Here is a 17492-nt window from a genome sequence, read left to right on the forward strand (position 1 = left end):
AGATCCACCTCGCCGCGGACAGCCACTGCCGGCCGCTGGCCTTCGTGCTCACACCTGGCCAGGCAGGTGACGCACCCGCGTTCCCCGAGGTCATGGCCCGGTTACGGGTGCCGCGACCGATCGGCCGTCCCAGGACCACGCCGAACGTGGTCCTTGCCGACAAGGCCTACTCGTCCCGCGCGATCCGGACCCTCCTGCGCCAACGCGGGATCCGGGCGGTGATCCCTCAACCCTCCGACCAGGCCGCCAAACGCAAGAGGAGAGGCCCGTCCGGCGGCCGCCCACCGGCCTTCGACCGCGAGGCATACCACCAGCGCAACACCGTCGAGCGGTGCATCAACAAGCTCAAGCAGTGGCGCGGTCTAGCCACCCGCTACGACAAGACCGCCACCATCTACCTCGCCAGACTCCACATCGCCGCCATCTTCCTCTGGTCGGCAAGATGATCCGAAGGAAACGGCCTAACCTCCGCAACTCGCCCTGCCCCACCCCCAGTTGGCGCCCTCACCGCCAACCCCCGCCCCCCTCAGCGCAGGTCGCGCACCGCGTTTGCCGCCCGGAGGCCGCCTTCGATGGCGCCGTCCATGAAGCTGGGCCAGGTGCTGGCGTAGTCGGCGCCGGCGAAGAGCACGCGGCCGTGGGGGGTGGTCAACTCGCCCATGGCGGTGAGTTGTTGGGGGCGCAACATGCCCCAGGTCTGGCCGGTGAACTCGTCGTCGACCCAGTTGTGGCTGGTGACCTCGACGATGTCGATGCCGGGGACCAGGGCCCCGGCCCACCGTCGGACCGCGGCCAGGTCCGTCAGGTCGTGGGTACGGGCGTCGGTGGAGAAGCCGAACGCGATGAAACCGTCCTCCGTCTCCCGCTCCCACTGGACCAGGGAGAGGGGAGCGTCGCCGGCGCCCAGTGCGATGAACTTCTCGCGCCGTCCCCGCGCCCGCAGCCATACCTTGCCGCCCTGGGAGGCCTGCCCCTCGTCCAGCAACTTGCGTGCCGCGGCGGGCAGTTGGAAGGCCAGGTCGATGTTGCGCGCCGCGGCGAGCGGCACCGTGACGACGACCGCGCGGGCCCCGATACGGCGGCCGTCGCGCGTGGTGACGACCGCCCCGTCCGCGTCCTGCTCGATCCTGGCGACGGCGGTGCCGAAGCGGATCTCGCCGGAGGCGTCGGCGCGCAGTGCGTCGGCGAGCGCCGCCGTGCCGCGTACCAGTTTGTACCGGGAGCAGATCTCCAGCAGCAGCTTCCAGTCGGCGTTGCTGACGGCGCCCCAGCGCAGGGCCTGGGTGAGGCCGGCGCGGTCGGTGGGGGCGTTGAAGTTCTGCGCCCACATGGTGTCGCAGAGCATCCGCTCCACCGGCGGGACGTCGAGTCCGGCCACCCGGTCGGCGACGGAGAGTTTGTCGTAGGCCTGCCAGGCGGTGTGCTCGTGCGGGCGGTGCGGGAAGGGGAAGAGGGTGCGGGCGCCTTCGAGGGAGAGCGTCATCGCCCGGTCCATCAAGGTCAGCAGTTCGTCGGCGGTGCCGTGGCGCAGTGCGTCGCCGTCGCGCCAGTAGGCGACATCGGGCAGCGGGCTCTCGCCGACCTCCAGGCCGTAGCGGCTCACCTCGGCCCAGACATGGGGCTGCATCCAGTGGATCCAGCCGCCGCCGATCTCCAGGTCGTCGCCGAGCCGGTGGTCGGTCCAGGTCCGCCCGCCGACGCGGTCCCGGGCTTCGAGGACGAGGGCCCGCCGGTCCTGCCGCTTCAGTTCGCGGGCGAGGGTCAGACCGGCGATCCCCGCCCCGACGATCAGTACGTCGACGTTCTCGTCCGCGTTCTCGTCGACGTACGTGGCGGCGGCGTTCGCGTCGTTGGGTCGCACAGGGTTTCCTCTCGGGTTCGCGGGACTCGTCGGGTTCGTCGCGTTCGTCGGGTTCACAGGGAGCCGGATGTCTCGGGGGTGGGGGCTGGTGCGGCGGCGTGGCGGCCGGGGCGGGTGCCCTGTATCTGCTCCACGAGGACGCCCGCGAGGAACGCGACGACCACACCGGCCAGCAGCAGCGCCGCGGTACGGGGCGCGCCGCCGGTCAGGGTGCCGAAGTTGTCCACCACGACGTAGATGCCGGCGAGGATCAGCACCCCCGCGAGGACGGGGCAGACGAGGGTGCTCAGGGCCGATTCGTCCGGTGCGGGGCGGCGGCGGAAGTACACCACGACGGAGACCGTGGTGAGCAGGTACAGCAGCAGCAGTGCCGCGACCGCGACCCCGCCGAACCAGGAGAACAGGGTCAGTACCGGGTCCTGCCCGGCGAGTGCGAACGGCACCACCAGCGCGGCCGACACCAGCGTGGAGAGCGTCCCGGCGAGGTACGGCGAACCGTGCCGGTTGGTCCAGCCCACCCGCCCAGGGAGGCGGCCGTGTCCGGCGAGGGAGTGCAGATAGCGGTTGATCGCGTTGTGGAAGGCGAGGATTCCGGCGAGCAGTGAGGTGGCGAGGACGATGCCGAGGGCGGTGGAGGCCCAAGCGCCGAGGGTGTCGGAGACCGCCGACCCGAGCAGGGTGGTGGCGTCGCCGCCCGCCATGGCCTTCCCGGCGGCGGCGGTCACGTGGCTGGGGCCGTAGTAGCTGACCACGGTCCAGGACACGAAGGCGAAGAAGCCGGCCACGATCGCCACGGCGAGGTAGGTGGCGCGGGGGATGGTGCGGCGCGGGTCGCGGGCCTCGGCCGAGTACAGCGCCGTCGACTCGAAGCCGAACATGGACGCCACGGCGAAGGTGAACGCGACACCGGGGGCGCCCGCGAAGACGGCGTGCGGTTCGAAGGTGGCGGCGAGGCCGAAGCCCTCGGGGCCTCCCCCGCGGGCCAGCACCACCACGGCGAACGCGGCCAGGATGGCCATCTCCACCGCGACCAGGCAGGCCAGGAGCTTGGCGCCGACCTCGATGTTGAGCCAGGCCCACGCCATCACCAGCAGCATCGTCACCACGGAGCAGGCCCACCAGGGGGCGCTGACGCCGAGGTAGTGGTCGAGCAGTGAGGAGACGGTGACGCCGTACAGGCCGTACATGCCGGCCTGGATGGCGCAGTACGACAGCAGGGCGGTGAAGGCGGCGCCGGTGCCCGCGTGCCGGCCGATGCCGTGGCCGATGTAGCTGTAGAAGGCGCCGCCGCCGGACGTCTGGCGGCTCATGGCGATGAAACCGGCCGCGAACAGGGCCATCACTAGGCCCACGATGAGGAACGCGGCGGGCGCGCCGGCGCCGCTGCCGATGGAGATCGCGATCGGCAGGGCGCCCGCGATGCCGGTCAGCGGGGACTGTGCCGACAGGACGAAGAACACGATGGCGCCCACACCGAGTGAGCCGGCCCGCAGGGCCGTGCCGCGCGCCCTCGGGGGCCCGGTGTCGCTGCTGGTGGCTGTCATGACCGCCCTCCCATTCCTTCGTCTTCGGGGCGCGCCGTCGGCGGGTGACCCGGGGCTGAGGTGCCGACAATGTAGGCCCGGACGCCGCGCTGCGGATGGGGTGGACGCGCACGCTGCTGGGAGGAAAGCGCACGGCCGGTACCGCTGGTCAAGAGGGTACGGGCGGGGTGCGGGCCGGCCGCGGGGGCGAATCGTGCGCGTACGCCACACCATCGTTCGCCTCAGTCCAAGACCCGCTGGGGGGCGGCTCCGAGACTGGCGGTTCCGGCGCGGCCGCACCTCGTACGCCGCCCGTCATGACACGGAGGAGCCGCCCATGTCCACGACCGACACCGCCACCACCGACACCGCCGCGGCCGGCTCCGTACCGGCCGGTTCCGTTCCGGCCGCGGGGCTGCCGGCGCCGATCGACCGGGAGCGGCTGTCGCGCCGGCTGTTCATCGGCGGCCGCTGGGTCGAGGGCGAGCAGGCGCTGACCGTCGTCAACCCGGCCGACGAGAGCGTGATCTGCACGGTCGCCGCGGCCTCCCCCGCCGATGTGGACGCCGCGGTGGCCGCGGCGCGGGCCGCGTACGAGGGGCCGTGGAGCGAGCTGTCCGGGGCCGAGCGGGGGCGGCTGCTGACGCGGGTCGCCGATCTGATCGAGCGGGACGCCGAACTGCTGGCCGCGCTGGAGGCCGTCGACATCGGCAAGCCGGTGGGGCAGGCGCGGGCGCTCGACGTACCGAACGCGGCGGCCACCTTCCAGCACTTCGCGGGCTGGGCGGACAAGGTGGGCGGCCAGGTGATCCCGACGCCGGGCTACTTCGGCCGCCGTACGCACTCCTACACGCTGCGCCGCCCGGTGGGGGTGGTCGCGGCGGTGGTGCCGTGGAACTCGCCGCTGATGATCGCCTCCTGGAAGCTGGCCCCGGCGCTGGCGGTGGGCAACACGGTCGTGCTGAAGCCGCCGGAGGACGCGCCGCTGGGGCTGCTCCATCTGGCGCGGCTCTTCGAGGAGGCGGGGCTGCCCGAGGGCGTCGTCAATGTGGTGCCGGGGCTGGGGCCGGTCGCCGGTGAGCATCTGGTGCGGCACCCCGGGGTGGACAAGATCAGCTTCACCGGGAGCCCGGTGGTGGGCCGCCGGGTCGCCGAGTACGCGGCGCGCGCCTTCAAGCCGGTCACGCTCGAACTGGGCGGCAAGAGCCCGCAGTTGGTGCTGCCGAACGCCGATGTGGAGGCCGCGGTCGAGGGCTGCGCGCTGGGCCTGTTCACCAATCAGGGGCAGGTGTGTGCGGCCGGTACCCGCATCCTGGTGCACCGGTCCCACCACGCGCGGCTGGTCGAGGGGCTTGCCGCGGCGGCCGAGCGGCATGTGCTCGGCGACCCGTTCGCGGAGGGCACCACGATGGGCTCGCTGATCAACGCGGGCCAGCGGGACCGGGTCCTGGGCTATGTCGAGTCGGCCCGCGAGGAGGGCGCCCGGCTGGTCACCGGCGGCGGGGGCCCGGCCGGGCCGGGGTTCTTCGTCCGGCCGACCGTCTTCGAAGGCACCAACGAGCTGCGGATCGCCCGGGAGGAGGTCTTCGGGCCGGTCGGTGTGGTCATCCCCTTCGACGACACCGAGGAGGCGGTCCGGCTGGCCAACGACACCTCGTACGGGCTGGCGGCGACGCTGTGGACCCGTGATGTGTCCGAGGCGCATCTGCTGGCGCCGCGGCTGCGCGCCGGTTCGGTGGCGGTGAACGGCTGGGCGCCGCTGGACGCCGCGCTGCCGTGGGGCGGGGTCAAGGACAGCGGTATCGGGCGGGAGTTGGGCTGGTCCGGGATTCTCGCCAACACCGAGGAGACGACGGTGTCGATCGTGCTGTGAACCGGCACCCACCGGCTGACCGGCCGGGCCGGTCAGTCGGTGGGACCCAGCCGCCCGGCGCGGTACTCGCGCGGGGTGATGCCGTACCGGGCCTTGAACAGCTTGGAGAAGTAGCCGGCGTCGGTGATGCCCCAGCGCTGGGCGATCCTGCTGATGGGGAGGGACGCCAGCTTGGGGTCGGCGAGGTCGTGGCGGATGCGGACGAGCCGGCGCTGCCGGATCCACTCGGTGACGGTGGTGTGCTCGTGCTCGAAGAGTTTCTGCAACTGCCGTACGGAGATGCGGTGTTCGGCGGCGATCCGCGGCACGGTGAGGAACACGTCGCCGAGCCGGCTCTCCACGGACTCCTGGACGGCGCGCAACTGCTCGTGCCGCAGCGTCGCCGGGTGGGTGGGTTCCTCGGGGCAGAGGTGTTCGGCGAGGGCGGCGTTGATGATCCCGACGAGCGCGTCCGCGAGCTGCGCGTTCCCGGCGAGGCGCCCCGAGGACAGCTCCGCCACCAGTGACTGGACGAAGACGCTGGCGACACCGCTGGCGCCGGTCGCGGCGAGGTGGGAGCCGGCGGTGACACTGCGCAGCCCGTCGCCGCTGAGGTGCACCCACGACCGCGGCACCATCACCACGAGGTTCTCGAACGCCTCGTCGTGGACCAGCTCATAGGGGCGGCTGGTGTCGTAGAAGGCCAGGTGCCCGGGGAGGACGACGGTCTCGTTGCGGCCCTGGGTGATCCGGCAGCGGCCGCGGAGCTGGAGGGCGACCTTGAGCTGCTCGGGGTCGCAGCGGGCGATCATCCGCGCGGTGCGCCGCATCCGCACCGGTGCGGCGATGATCCGGCTGATCACGGTCTCCCCGAGCCGCCAGGGCTCGATGACACCGCCGAACTCGTCCTCGGTGCACAGCGCCGAGGCCTCCAGCGGTACGAAGGCCTCGCTGGACGCGGCGATGAACGCTTCCAGCCCACCGGGCGCGGGTCTCGAATTCCCGATGTCCGTGATGCTCATCCGACCTCCCCTTCCAGGTGGTCCGCGGGCGGTGCACTGCGATGAGCGGTGATGGACGGCACTGTACGCCCGCCCGGTCCGGCGCCCCGGGGTGTGTACCGGCGGGGCACCGGGCGGGCGGCTCAGCCGGTGCCGGTCCCGCCCTCGTGGACGGTGACGGTGGGCTCGATACCGGTGGCCTGGACGACCTCGCGCCAGGCGTCGAACCCGGCCTGGAAGGTGACGACCCCGGCCTCCGGCAGGGCGATCTCGATGGCCTCCAGGATCTCCTCGGGGGTGACACCGAGATCCAGGGCCACCCGGATGTGGCTCTGGATGTGCCCCTTGCCGGCCCGCAGCACGGTCAGGCTCAGGATGAACAGCAGTTCCTTGGTGCGGCGGTCCAGGGTGCGGGGGGCGAGATAGGCGGCCTGCACGAGGTTGTTGGTGGCCTGGAGCACCTCGAAGTCCTGCTTGGCCATGACCTTGTGGTAGTCGAGGACATAGCCGCGCTTGCGCGCCATCTCGTCGATGTACTCCTGCGCGGCGGCGCTGTCGGTGCTGGCCGTGCTGTCGGCGCGGTCGGTGCGGTCGGTGCTCATCGTGCTCCTGTGGTCGGGGTGGGGGCCGGGGTCGGCAGGGCGGGGGTGAGGATGCGGTTGCTCTGGCGGACCAGCAGGTCTCTGACGTGGGTGCGGAAGACGGTGAAGTCCGGGTCGGCGGCCAGTTCGGCGCGGCGGCGGGTGCGATCCTCCAGGCTGTCGTAGCTCCAGAGGTAGACCAGGGTGTTCAGCTCGCCGATCTCGGTGGTGTAGAAGCCGAGCAGGCCGCCGAGGATGCGGGTCTGGGGTTCCCGGCCGTACTCGTCCCACAGGCGGGCGTACTTGGCCGCGGCGCCCGGCTTCACCACGTAGTCGCGCTCTTCGATGATCATGATGTGCCTCCGGCGGCCGCGGGCAGGGGCGTCAGGTGCCGCTGCTGCGGATCGCGGGTTCCGGTGTCGGTACGGGGGGCGAGCAGTCGCTCGAAGTCGTCGCTGAGCCAGCCGAGTTCGGCGGGCCGGGCGACCGCGGCGAGATAGCGGTCGGGGCGGATCAGGGCCACGGTGCCGGGCTGGGCGGCGAACCAGTCGCGCAGCGCGCCGTCGATGTCCTCCACCACCACCGCGTCGGTGCCGGAGACGGGCCGCTCGGTGCGGGAGCGCCCGGAGCGGGGCTCCACCACCGTGACGTAGCGGGTGCCGAGGCGGTCCCAGAAGGCGCGGGAGGCGGGGTCGAGGTGGACCACGGGGTCGGTGCCGTAGCCGACGAGGGCGAACCAGGGGCCGAGTACCTCGTCCAGGAGCACCGCCCGCCCGTCGGAGGTCTCCACCTTGGGCTGGATGACCATCCTGCCGACCGCGGAGTCCTTGGGCACCGGCTGCCCGCGGTGCAGCACCACGCCGCGGGTGTAGCGGGGCATCGGTTTGAAGCGCATCTGGAGGATCCAGTCGCGAACCGACGGTGCCACGGTGAGGCCGCGGAAGAGGGTGTCGCGGGTGCGGGCGATCCAGGTGTTGGTCGGGGAGAGGATCCGGCCGAGGGCGTCGGAGAGGCCGACGGTCGCCTTGGCGTGCTCGCGGCGCTCGGTGTCGTAGGTGGAGAGGATGCGCGGGTGGGCCCGTCCGGTGACCACCGCGGCGAGTTTCCAGGCGATGTTGGTGGCGTCGCGGATGCCGGTGTTCATACCCTGCCCGGCCCACGGCGGCATCAGATGGGCGGCGTCCCCCACCAGGCAGACCCGGCCGTCGAGGAAGCGGGCGGCGAGGCGGGAGTGGTGGGTGTAGACGCGGGCCCGGATGATGTTGAGCGCCGCCGGGTCGGGCACGTGCCCGGTGAGCAGCTCGCGGACCTTCTCCGGCCGGAGCATCGCCTCGGCGTCCTCACCGGGGAAGAGCATGAACTCCCAGCGGCGGTAGTTGTACGGCAGGTCCAGGCAGACGTAGGGCCGCCGCGGGTCGCAGTGCAGGCCGGTGTAGGGGGCGTCGAGCGGGTCGTTGTCGCATTCGATGACGACCCACTTGCGGGGGTGGGTGTCGCCGACGAGGGGGACGCCGAGGAGTTCGCGGACGGTGGAGCGGCCGCCGTCGGCGCCGACCACGTAGTCGGCGTGCACCACGGCCGGCTCGCCGTCGGGTCCGGTCAGGTGCAGCCGTACCTCGGTGCCGTCCTGTTCCAGGTCGGTGAGTTCGTGGCCGAGGAGGGACCGCACCTGCGGGTAGCGTTCCAGGCCGGTGCGCAGGGTGCGTTCGGCGAGCTGCTGCATGAAGATGTTCCGCCGCGACCAGCCGAACTCCCGGGTGTCGGGGCGGATATGGGCGAAGCAGTGGCCGTCGGCTCCGAACATCTTCAGCGAGACGTTCTGGATCATGTCGGCGAGCATCTCCTCGGCGAGGCCGACGCCCTGGAAGCTGCGCAGGCACTCGTCGTCCATACCGACGGCGCGCGGGTAGTCGATGATGTCGGTGCTGCGGTCGATGAGGAGGGTGCGTACCCCGTATCCGCCGAGGTAGTTGGCGACGGTGGCGCCGCAGGGGCCGGCGCCCACGATGGCGACTTGGGCGCGGTACTCGCTGGTGGCGGTCATCGGGACACCTCCGGGCTGGTGAGGAACTGCTCGATCGCGGCGGAGAAGAGGTCCGGGGCGTCGTCGTGGACGTAGTGGCCGGCGCCGGGGATCTCCAGGGTGCGCACCCGCGGGTTGCGTTCGGCCATGGCGCGGGCGGTGGCCGCGGGCAGGAAGTCGGAGGCGCCGCCGCGGATGACGAGGGTGGGGCAGCGCAGCGCCTCGACGTACGGCCACAGGTCGACCTGGCGGGCCGGGTCGGGGTCGAGGCGGGCGGTGGCGATGCCGTGCAGGTCGAACTTCCACAGCCAGCGGCCGCAGGTGCCGGGCCGCAGGGTGTGCCGGATGCGGGATTCCAGTGCCTCGGCGGTGATCCCGGGGCGGACGCTACGCCAGTAGGCGCGGGCCGCGTCCAGGGTGGCGAACTCGGCCGGGGTGCTTGCCACTTCGCGTTTGACGCGTTCGGCTCCCGCTCCGGTGAGGGAGGAGCCGGGGCCGATGTCCTCGATGATCGCGGCGGTGACGCGGTCGGGGTGCCGGGCGGTGTAGACGTAGGCGATGGTGCCGCCCATGGAGTGGCCGAGGAGGAGGAAGCGGTCCAGGCCGAGGCGGTCGGCGAACTCCTCCAGGTCCGAGACATAGGCCTCGGTGTAGTACTCGCCACTCGGGTCCCAGTCGCTGTCGCCGCGGCCGCGGGTGTCCAGGGCGAGGATGTGGTGGCGGTCGGCGAGACGGGCGGCGAGCGGGTCGAAGGTGCGGGCGTAGCTGCGCAGGCCGTGCAGCATGACGAGGGCGGGCCGGCCGGGCTCGCCCCATTCCACGTAGTGGGCGCCGAGACCGTTCAGGGTGGTGAAGCGGTCGGTGCCGTGCGGGCCGGGGCCGGCCGGCGACGGGCCGGCGCCCGCCGGTCGGCCGGCGCCGGAGGATCTGCTGGTCATCTCAGTGCAGTCCGTCCTGGCCCTGGATGGTGTCCGCGGCGATGCCGCCGAGCCTGGCGTGCAGTCGGCCGCGGGTGGCGAAGGCGAAGATGACCACGACCTCGTCGGGGTGCGGGGTGTCGTCGAAGCTGACGGTGGCGGTGTCGTAGTGGGAGCGGACGTAGAGGGCGTCCTTGTGGGCGAGCGGGATGTCGATGACGGTGCCGGGGGCGCCGCGTTTGCCGGTGGAGGGCACCCATGCCTTGCCGCCGCCGACGGCGTCCCGCACCGGGTCGGCGAAGACGGCGGTGAGGAAGGCGTTGCCGTGCTCGTACTCGCCGTTGACGCCGACCAGGCAGGCCTTGCCGTAGCTCTCGATGGCGCGGTCGCCGGCGGCTTCGGTGATGCGGCGGCCGAACTCCTCGCCCAGCTTGGGGGATTCGGCGATGATCTGGTCGAGGTTCTCGCTGAAGCGGCCGGCGTAGGGGTTGCGGACGGCGCAGGCGATGACGATCTTGCGGACGGGGTCGCCGTCGGCGAGCACTCCGGTCTCGTTGGCGAGGGTGTCCTCGATCTGGGTGAACCACTTGCGGATGTGGTACCCGGCGAAGTTGGGGTCGGGCATGGTCAACTCCTGGGGCGGGGAAGGGATTTGGGGGATTCTCGGCGGGGGGCGGCGCGGGGTCAGTCGCGGAGGGGTTCGATGTCGATGGGTTCGCTGGGGGCGCCGTACAGGCCGAGGATGCGTTTGCCTTCCTCGTCGTCGGTGACGGTCTCGTGGAAGAACTCGAACCGGTTGCCGTCCGGGTCGGTGAAGTAGAGGCCGAAGCCCACCTTGTGGTCGGTGGTCTTCACCACGGGCACGTTCTTGGCGAGGAGCATTCCGTAGAGGCGGCGCCACTCGTCCAGGTCGCCCTCGACCTCCAGGCCGTAGTGCTGGAGCCCGACGCCGCCGGGTGCCGCGCCTTCCTCGGCGCGGATGAGGGCGATGTCGTGGTGCTTGACCCCGAACGACAGGAACACCCACTGCGGGCCGCGGGCGGTGATCTCCATCCCGAGGACGTCCACGTACCAGGCGGCGGAGGCCTCCGGGTCGCGGACGAACAGCGAGAGGTGGGTGCGGCGGACCCGCGGCTTGAGGTCGCGCACTCCGTGGCCGGTGATGGGGGTGGGCTCCTGGTGCTCGCCCAGCATGTCCTCGTCGGGGTCGATGCCGTCCGCCCCGGTGGGTGTGGCGGTGTGCTGGTCCATGGTCAGTGTCCTTCCGGGGCCGGGGCGGTGAACGGTGTCCAGGCGACGTCGGTGATCTCGCTGAACTCCCGCCATTCCTTGGTCCAGTTGCGTCCCGCGTCGGTGGAGCGGAAGAGGTGGCCGTACTTGGTTCCGGCGAAGGCGAGTTCCGGGGTGGCGGGGTGGACGCCGAAGGCCCACACGGTGGAGTTGGCGGGCACGTCCAGGGACGCCTCCTGCCAGCTCTGTGCCAGGTCGGTGGAGCGGAAGATCCTGGTGGTGGTGCCGGGGGTGGCGTCGCCGATGCCGAGCAGCAGTTCGTTGGTGCCGGGTATCTGCTTGACGAGGCGGGTGTAGTAGATGCCCCACTGCTCGCGGGTGTCGGTACGGGTCCAGGTGCGGCCGTCGTCCTGGCTGACGAAGAGGGCGTTGACGACGGCGACGATGATGGTCTTGGGCGGGCCCTCGACGACCAGCACGCAGTGGATGTCGGAGTTGGTGACGCCCTGGGGCAGGGTGGCGGGGGTGCCGTCGACGCGCTCCCAGGTGTCGCCGCGGTCGTCGCTGCGCCAGAGCCCGCCTTCCTCGATGCCGAACCACAGGGTCTTGCCGTCGTAGCGGTCGACGGTGGCGGTGAGGACGCGGGGCTTGTTGACGCCGGCGCAGAACTCGGGGATCTCCGGGGGCAGTCGGTCCCAGCTCGCGCCGCCGTCGGTGGTGCGGAAGAAGGCGGCGCGGGAGGGTGCGCCGGTGCCGGCCAGCATGAAGTCGGGGTCGCCTGGGTCGATGGCCAGTGACCAGATGGTCTGGTCGTTCATGGGTGATTCGACGCGCTGCCAGGTGACTCCGGCGTCGTCGCTGCGTGCCAGGCCCGCGTCGGCGCCGGCGAAGACGACGTTCGGTTCCTGCGGGTGGACGGCGAGGCAGCGTACGACGGCGTCGAACTCCAGGGCCTGGCGCAGGCCGATGCGGGACCAGGTGGCGCCGTCGTCGGAGCTGCGCAGGATGCCCTGCCCGGCGGTGGCGACGAGGATGGTTCCTTCCATGGGTGTGGCTCCTGTCGTGTCAGAGGAAGTCGGTGGAAGTCGGCGGACGTCAGAGGAAGATGCCGCGGGTGAGTCCGCCGTCGATGCCGAGGGATTCGCCGGTGATGGCGGCGGCCCGCGGGGAGGCGAGGAAGCTGATGGTCTGGGCGACCTCGGTGGCCTCCAGTACCCGGCGGATCGGGGTGCGGGCGGCGTAGTCGGCCTCGACCTCGTCGGGGGTGATGCCGCGCTTGGCGGCTTCCTTCTCGTACAGCTCGTGGATGTGTTCGGTCTCCACCACGCCGGGGTGCACGGTGTTGACGGTGATGCCGGAGGGGCCGAGCTGGTCGGAGAGGGCCTTGGTCATATGGACGACGGCGAGGTTGCGCATCCCGGAGAGGGCGTGGCTGGAACGGCCGGTCAGTCCACCGATGTTGACGATGCGGCCGTAGCCGTTCGCCGCCATGTGCGGGGCGACGGCCTGGGCGCAGCGGAAGTAGCCGACGACCTTGGTGTCGAGGTCGGCGAGCAGCAGCTCGGGGTCGGCTTCGGCGACGGAGTTGCGTACCAGTCCGGAGGGGGCGGCGGCGCCGTTGACGAGGATGTCGACGCGGCCCAGTTCGGTGGCGGCGGCCTCCACCATGGCGCGTACGGATTCGGTGCTGGTGGTGTCGGAGGCGAGGGGGACGACGCGGCCGCCGGTCTCGGCTTCGATGTCCTTCGCGGTCTGCTGCAGGACGGGCAGGCGGCGGGCGGTGATGACGACGGTGGCGCCTTCGGCGGCCAGTTCGCGGGTGACGGCGCGGCCGATGCCGAGGCTGCCGCCGGTGACGATGGCGACTCTGCCGTTCAGTTCGAGATCCACGGATAACTCCCGTAGTGGGTGGGGTGGTTGGGGGTTGTCAGTCGAGGTTGACCCAGACGCTCTTGACCTCGGTGTAGAGGTCGAGCACCTTGCGGCCCATCTCCCGGCCCCAGCCCGACTGCTTGAATCCGCCGAACGGCGATGCGGGATCGGTGAGGTTGTAGCAGTTGATCCAGACGGTGCCGGCCTGGAGTTCGTCGGCGATGCGGTGGGCGTGGCCGAGGTCGGAGGTCCAGATTCCGGCGGCCAGCCCGAACGGGCTGTCGTTGGCCTTGGCCACCAGGTCGTCCACGTCGTCCCAGGCCATGGCGGCGAGCACCGGGCCGAAGATCTCCTCCTGGACGATGCGCATCCCGTGGTCGGCCTGGACGAAGACGGTGGGTTCCAGGAAGTAGCCGCCGGCGTGCCGCTCGCCGAGGTCGGGCCGTCCGCCGCCGGCGGCGATCCGGGCGCCCTGCTCCTGCCCGGAGGTGACATATCCGGTGACCCGCTCGTACTGCCGGGCGGAGACCAGGGGGCCCATCTCGGTGGCCGGGTCGCTGCCGGGGCCGACGACGATCTTCCGGGCGCGTGCGGAGACGGCGTCCATGACCTCGTCGAAGATCTCGCGGTGGACGTAGAGGCGGGAGCCGGCGGTGCAGGTCTGGCCCTGGTTGAAGAAGATCGCGTCGGCGGCGGCTTCGGCGACGGCCTGCGGGTCGGCGTCCGGGAGGACGATGTTGGGTGATTTGCCGCCGAGTTCGAGCGAGACCTTCTTGAGGTTCCCGGCCGCGGCCCGCACGATGGCCCGCCCGGTCTCGGTGGAGCCGGTGAACGCGACCTTGTCGACGCCGTCGTGCGCGGCGAGCGCGGCCCCGGCGGTGGCACCCCGCCCGGTGACCACATTGACCACCCCGTCCGGGACCCCGGCCTCCGCCAGCAGTTCGGCCAGGCGCAGGGTGCTCAGCGGTGTCTCCTCGGCGGGCTTCAGTACGACGGTGCAGCCCGCCGCCAGCGCGGGCGCCAGCTTCCAGCACGCCATCGACATGGGCAGGTTCCACGGCACGATCAGGCCGACCACGCCCACCGGTTGCAGGGTGGTGTAGTTCAGTACCCGCAGGCCGCCGCGCGGGGAGACCGGGATGGTGCTGCCTTCCAGCTTGCTGGGCCAGCCCGCGAAGTAGCGGAACAGCTTGACGCTGGTGCCCACGTCCACGGCCCGGGCCAGGGTGACCGGCTTGCCGTTGTCCCGGGACTCCAGCAGCGCCAACTCGTCGCCGTGGGCCTCGATCACATCGGCGATCCGGTGCAGCAGCGCACCCCGGTCCATGGGGCTCATCCGCCGCCAGGCCGCACTGCCGAACGCCCCGCGGGCCGCCGCCACCGCCCGGTCGACGTCGGCGGCGTCGCCCTCGGCGACCGTGGCCAGTACGGTGCCGGTGGCCGGGTCGACGGTGTCGAAGGTGCGGCCGGAGGCGGCCTGCACCCACTCGCCGCCGATGAGCATCGGGCGCGGCCGGGACACGAACCGCTCCACCGACTCGTTGTTGCTGTGCATCGCTGTCCTTTCGGGGACGGCCCGCGGCCGCCGCGTCAACTACGGGTGCTACAGAGCCATTTCGATGAGCTGGGGGCCGCCCTCGGCCAGCGCGCGGGCGAGTTCGCGCCGCAGTGCCTCACCGGTCTCCACCCGGGCCGCGGGCACGCCGTAGCCGCGGGCCAGCCCCTGCCAGTCGAACGCCGGGTCGGCCAGGCTGGTGAGCGCCGCGGCGTTGGGGCCGGGCTCGGTCTGGCCGTGCCGGGCGAGTTCGGTGCGCAGCACGTTGTAGGTGCGGTTGGAGGCGATGAGGGTGACCACGGGCAGTTGCTCGCGCGCCATCGTCCACAGCGCCTGGATGGTGTACTGGGCGCTGCCGTCGGACTGGAGGGCGATCACCTTGCGGTCGGGGGCGGCGATCGCGGCGCCCACCGCGGCGGGCAGGCCCTGGCCGATGGCGCCGCCGGTGTTGGTGAGCGTGGTGTGCCGGGCGGCGTTCGCGGAGGCCGTGAAGAAGGGGTAGCCGCAGGTGCCGCCCTCGACGGAGACGATCGCGCGCTCCGGCAGCAGCGCGGAGACGATCCGGCCGACGGCCTGCGGGGTGAGCGGCCCGCCCGGCAGTTCGGTGTCGGTGGCCGCGCTGGTGCTCAGCGTCGCGGTGGGCGCGGGTGCGCCGAGGGCGTCGGCGAGGGCCTGGAGTGCGCGGGCGCCGTCCTCCTCGGGGGTGCTCAGTACCGCGACGCTGTCCTCGGGTGCCAGCAGGCTGGGGATGCCTTCGTAGCCGAAGTAGGCGACGGGTTCCAGGGCGCCGGCGAGGATGACGATCTCGGCGTCGGCGAGGGCCGCGATGGCGGTCTCGGGGAAGTAGGGCAGCCGGTCGAGGTCGGGCAGGCCGCCACCGCGTTCGGCGGCGGCGGGGTAGGTCTCGCTGTAGAGGGTGGCGCCGGTCGCCGCGGCGATCCGGGCGGCGGCGAGCTGGCCCCGTTCGCCGAGCGCCGGTCCGCCGAGGAGGACGACGGCCCGCTCACCGTCCCGCAGCCGCTTGGCGATCGACTCGATGACACCGCTGTCCACCTGGCGCCGCCGCGGCAGCGGCGGCAGTTCCACGTCGATCGGGGCGGGCAGGACCTCCTGCTGGAAGTCGGCCGGGGCGATCAGGGTGGCGCCGCAGCCAGGCGGGGTGTTCGCGGCGGCGACGGCCTCGGCGGTCAGCCGGGCGAGGTCCGCGGCCGAGCCGGCGGTGCCGACCCAGCCGGAGACGGGGCGGGCCAGCGAGACGATGTCGGAGGTGAGCGCGGCGTCGTAGGGGAGGTGCCAACTGGCGTGGTCCCCGATGACGTTGAGGATCGGCGAGTGGGCGCGGCGGGCGTTGTGCAGGTTGGCGATGCCGTTGGCGAATCCGGGGCCGAGGTGGAGCAGGGTCATGGCGGGCTTTCCGGCGATCCGGGCGTAGCCGTCGGCGGCGCCGGTGCACACCCCCTCGAAGAGGCCGAGCACCGCCCGCACTCCGGGGACCGAGTCCAGGGCGGAGACCAGCGGCATCTCGGTGGTGCCCGGGTTGGCGAAGCAGACCTCAACGCCGGAGGCCGCGGCGGTCTCGACGAGGACCTCGGCGCCGGTCGTCCCGCCGCTCCGGTTCGCCTGCCAGCCGGTCGTTCGGTCACTCATGGGACTGCCTCTCTGCGGTCTTGGTACGGGGCGCGGGGCCGGGCGCCGGTGCTTCGGCGGCGGTGGCGGTGGCGGGTACCGGGATGGCGGTGAGGTCGCGGCCCTTGGTCTCGCCGGCCCAGAACATGGCCGTCGCGGTCAGCGCCAGCATCGCCACGACGAAGATCAGGATGGGGACGACGGAGCCGGTGGCGGCGAGCAGTCCGACGCCGAGGAGCGGGGCGACGGAGCCGCCGAGGACGGTGGCGGTCTGGTAGCCGAGGGAGGCGCCGCTGTAGCGGACCTCGGTGGGGAACAGCTCCGCGAAGAAGGCGGAGGTGCCGCCGGTGATGATGCCGTCGGCGATCAGTCCCACCGTCATCACCACGATGATCACCGAGTGGTGGCCGTTCCCCATCCAGAGGAAGCCGACCGGTACCCACACCGCGGCGAGCACCACTCCGATCAGTGTGGTCGCCCGGCGCCCGATGATGTCGGAGAGCCGGCCGGCGGCGATGATCGTGACGAACCAGAAGACGGAGCCGATGGTCAGCGCGTTCAGCACGTCCGCCTTGGGCACGCCCACCGTCTCCACGAGGTAGGTGAGGCCGAAGATGCCGAAGGCGTAGTAGGTGGCCTTCTCGCCGATGCAGGCGAAGAGGGCGAGCAGTACGGCTTTGCGGTGCTGCCGCAGGACCGTGCCGAGGGGGCTCTTCGGCTGCTCGGTCCGCCGTTCCGCGGCCTGCTGGTACAGCGGGGACTCCTCGACGGAGCGCCGCAGGTAGTAGCTGACGACGATGAGGACCGCGGAGAGGGCGAAGGGCAGGCGCCAACCCCAGGCGGTGAAGGCCTCGTTGCTCATGGCCGAGGCCATGATCCACAGCACCGCGGTGGAGAGCAGGCTGCCGAGCGGTCCGCCGGCCTGTCCGCAGCTCGCCCAGAATCCGCGCCGCTCCCGGTCGCCGTGCTCGGTGATGAGAAGGACGGCGCCGCCCCATTCGCCGCCCAGGGCCAGGCCCTGCGTCAGGCGGCACAGGGTGAGCAGGATCGGTGCGGCCACGCCGATGGTGGCGTAGGAGGGGATGGCGGCGATGAGCAGGGTGGAACAGCCCATCATCAGCAGGCTGATCATCAGGACCCGCTTACGGCCGACGCGGTCGCCGAAGTGGCCGAAGAGCAGACCGCCGACGGGGCGGGCGACGAATCCCACCGCGTAGGTGACCAGCGCCAGCAGGGCGCCCACCAGCGGGCTCCGGTCCGGGAAGAACACGGTGTTGAAGACGGTGGCCGCCGCGGAGCCGTACAGGAAGAAGTCGTAGAACTCGATGGCGGTGCCGGCCATGCCGGAAACGACCGCTCTGCGCAGGCTGCGGGGTGTGCGCTGCCGCGCCGACCGCATCGGGGTGTCGACCTGGGCCACGTGCTCTCCTCCCTAGGGCGTGCACTATGCG

General features: G+C 72.0%; 16 protein-coding genes. 2 read left to right on the top strand and 14 right to left on the bottom strand.

The window, feature by feature from the left end:
• A partial coding sequence (locus tag ACFVST_RS25225; protein ID WP_390155861.1) for an IS5 family transposase occupies window positions 1-446 on the top strand: 446 nt, incomplete at its 5' end.
• A gap of 80 nt (window positions 447-526) precedes the next feature.
• Here ACFVST_RS25225 and ACFVST_RS25230 read toward each other — a convergent pair.
• Both ACFVST_RS25230 and ACFVST_RS25235 read right to left on the bottom strand, forming a co-directional pair.
• A complete protein-coding gene (locus ACFVST_RS25230) occupies window positions 527-1861 on the bottom strand; it encodes a flavin monoamine oxidase family protein (protein ID WP_390155862.1) in 1335 nt (444 codons plus the stop codon).
• A gap of 53 nt (window positions 1862-1914) precedes the next feature.
• Window positions 1915-3405: an APC family permease gene (locus ACFVST_RS25235; protein WP_390155863.1), complete on the bottom strand. Its 1491-nt coding sequence runs from the start codon at window positions 3403-3405 to the stop codon at window positions 1915-1917.
• Between the two features lie 316 nt (window positions 3406-3721).
• On the opposite strand from ACFVST_RS25235, the gene ACFVST_RS25240 reads away from it, so the two are divergent.
• Window positions 3722-5257, top strand: coding sequence for an aldehyde dehydrogenase family protein (locus tag ACFVST_RS25240; protein WP_390155864.1), 1536 nt, complete (start codon window positions 3722-3724; stop codon window positions 5255-5257).
• A gap of 32 nt (window positions 5258-5289) precedes the next feature.
• Here ACFVST_RS25240 and ACFVST_RS25245 read toward each other — a convergent pair whose 3' ends face one another.
• The 12 genes from ACFVST_RS25245 to ACFVST_RS25300 all read right to left on the bottom strand — a co-directional run bounded on the left by ACFVST_RS25245 (window position 5290) and on the right by ACFVST_RS25300 (window position 17461).
• Complete coding sequence (locus ACFVST_RS25245; protein ID WP_390155865.1) at window positions 5290-6258, bottom strand: helix-turn-helix domain-containing protein; 969 nt, start codon at window positions 6256-6258, stop codon at window positions 5290-5292.
• 122 nt (window positions 6259-6380) lie between these two features.
• Window positions 6381-6839 carry a carboxymuconolactone decarboxylase family protein gene (locus ACFVST_RS25250; RefSeq protein WP_390155866.1) on the bottom strand — a complete coding sequence of 153 codons (459 nt, stop codon included), beginning with the start codon at window positions 6837-6839 and terminating at the stop codon, window positions 6381-6383.
• Window positions 6836-7171 carry an NIPSNAP family protein gene (locus ACFVST_RS25255; protein WP_390155867.1) on the bottom strand — a complete coding sequence of 112 codons (336 nt, stop codon included), beginning with the start codon at window positions 7169-7171 and terminating at the stop codon, window positions 6836-6838. The genes ACFVST_RS25250 and ACFVST_RS25255 overlap by 4 nt, the downstream gene beginning before the upstream one ends.
• A complete protein-coding gene (locus ACFVST_RS25260; protein WP_390155868.1) occupies window positions 7168-8862 on the bottom strand; it encodes a bifunctional 3-(3-hydroxy-phenyl)propionate/3-hydroxycinnamic acid hydroxylase in 1695 nt (564 codons plus the stop codon). The genes ACFVST_RS25255 and ACFVST_RS25260 overlap by 4 nt, the downstream gene beginning before the upstream one ends.
• Window positions 8859-9779, bottom strand: coding sequence for an alpha/beta fold hydrolase (locus tag ACFVST_RS25265; protein ID WP_390155869.1), 921 nt, complete (start codon window positions 9777-9779; stop codon window positions 8859-8861). Before ACFVST_RS25265 ends, ACFVST_RS25260 begins: the two co-directional genes overlap by 4 nt.
• Window position 9780: 1 nt before the next feature.
• Window positions 9781-10383 carry an amino acid synthesis family protein gene (locus ACFVST_RS25270; protein WP_390155870.1) on the bottom strand — a complete coding sequence of 201 codons (603 nt, stop codon included), beginning with the start codon at window positions 10381-10383 and terminating at the stop codon, window positions 9781-9783.
• A 59-nt stretch (window positions 10384-10442) separates the two neighbouring features.
• Entirely contained in the window at window positions 10443-11009 is a 567-nt protein-coding gene (locus ACFVST_RS25275; protein ID WP_390155871.1) for a VOC family protein, read from the bottom strand.
• Window positions 11010-11011: 2 nt separating this feature from the next.
• On the bottom strand, window positions 11012-12034 hold the full coding sequence (locus ACFVST_RS25280) for a WD40/YVTN/BNR-like repeat-containing protein (protein WP_390155872.1): 1023 nt from the start codon (window positions 12032-12034) through the stop codon (window positions 11012-11014).
• Between the two features lie 49 nt (window positions 12035-12083).
• On the bottom strand, window positions 12084-12878 hold the full coding sequence (locus ACFVST_RS25285) for an SDR family NAD(P)-dependent oxidoreductase (protein ID WP_390155873.1): 795 nt from the start codon (window positions 12876-12878) through the stop codon (window positions 12084-12086).
• Between the two features lie 37 nt (window positions 12879-12915).
• On the bottom strand, window positions 12916-14415 hold the full coding sequence (locus ACFVST_RS25290; RefSeq protein WP_390155874.1) for an aldehyde dehydrogenase family protein: 1500 nt from the start codon (window positions 14413-14415) through the stop codon (window positions 12916-12918).
• 48 nt (window positions 14416-14463) lie between these two features.
• Window positions 14464-16062 (bottom strand): acetolactate synthase large subunit, encoded by a 1599-nt coding sequence (locus ACFVST_RS25295; RefSeq protein ID WP_390155875.1) that lies wholly within the window; start codon window positions 16060-16062, stop codon window positions 14464-14466.
• Entirely contained in the window at window positions 16055-17461 is a 1407-nt protein-coding gene (locus ACFVST_RS25300) for an MFS transporter (RefSeq protein WP_390155876.1), read from the bottom strand. The genes ACFVST_RS25295 and ACFVST_RS25300 overlap by 8 nt, the downstream gene beginning before the upstream one ends.
• Between the last annotated feature and the right edge of the window lie 31 nt (window positions 17462-17492).

Origin of the sequence: Streptomyces sp. NPDC058045, assembly GCF_042885635.1 — a bacterium.
Taxonomy (GTDB): domain Bacteria; phylum Actinomycetota; class Actinomycetes; order Streptomycetales; family Streptomycetaceae; genus Streptomyces.

Bases quoted from the DNA above. Each gene is read 5' to 3' on its own strand.
- ACFVST_RS25235 (WP_390155863.1), bottom strand. From the start codon at position 3,405: ATGACAGCCACCAGCAGCGACACCGGGCCCCCGAGGGCGCGCGGCACG.
- ACFVST_RS25240 (WP_390155864.1), top strand. From the start codon at position 3,722: ATGTCCACGACCGACACCGCCACCACCGACACCGCCGCGGCCGGCTCC.
- ACFVST_RS25245 (WP_390155865.1), bottom strand. From the start codon at position 6,258: ATGAGCATCACGGACATCGGGAATTCGAGACCCGCGCCCGGTGGGCTG.
- ACFVST_RS25250 (WP_390155866.1), bottom strand. From the start codon at position 6,839: ATGAGCACCGACCGCACCGACCGCGCCGACAGCACGGCCAGCACCGAC.
- ACFVST_RS25255 (WP_390155867.1), bottom strand. From the start codon at position 7,171: ATGATCATCGAAGAGCGCGACTACGTGGTGAAGCCGGGCGCCGCGGCC.
- ACFVST_RS25260 (WP_390155868.1), bottom strand. From the start codon at position 8,862: ATGACCGCCACCAGCGAGTACCGCGCCCAAGTCGCCATCGTGGGCGCC.
- ACFVST_RS25265 (WP_390155869.1), bottom strand. From the start codon at position 9,779: ATGACCAGCAGATCCTCCGGCGCCGGCCGACCGGCGGGCGCCGGCCCG.
- ACFVST_RS25270 (WP_390155870.1), bottom strand. From the start codon at position 10,383: ATGCCCGACCCCAACTTCGCCGGGTACCACATCCGCAAGTGGTTCACC.
- ACFVST_RS25275 (WP_390155871.1), bottom strand. From the start codon at position 11,009: ATGGACCAGCACACCGCCACACCCACCGGGGCGGACGGCATCGACCCC.
- ACFVST_RS25280 (WP_390155872.1), bottom strand. From the start codon at position 12,034: ATGGAAGGAACCATCCTCGTCGCCACCGCCGGGCAGGGCATCCTGCGC.
- ACFVST_RS25290 (WP_390155874.1), bottom strand. From the start codon at position 14,415: ATGCACAGCAACAACGAGTCGGTGGAGCGGTTCGTGTCCCGGCCGCGC.
- ACFVST_RS25295 (WP_390155875.1), bottom strand. From the start codon at position 16,062: ATGAGTGACCGAACGACCGGCTGGCAGGCGAACCGGAGCGGCGGGACG.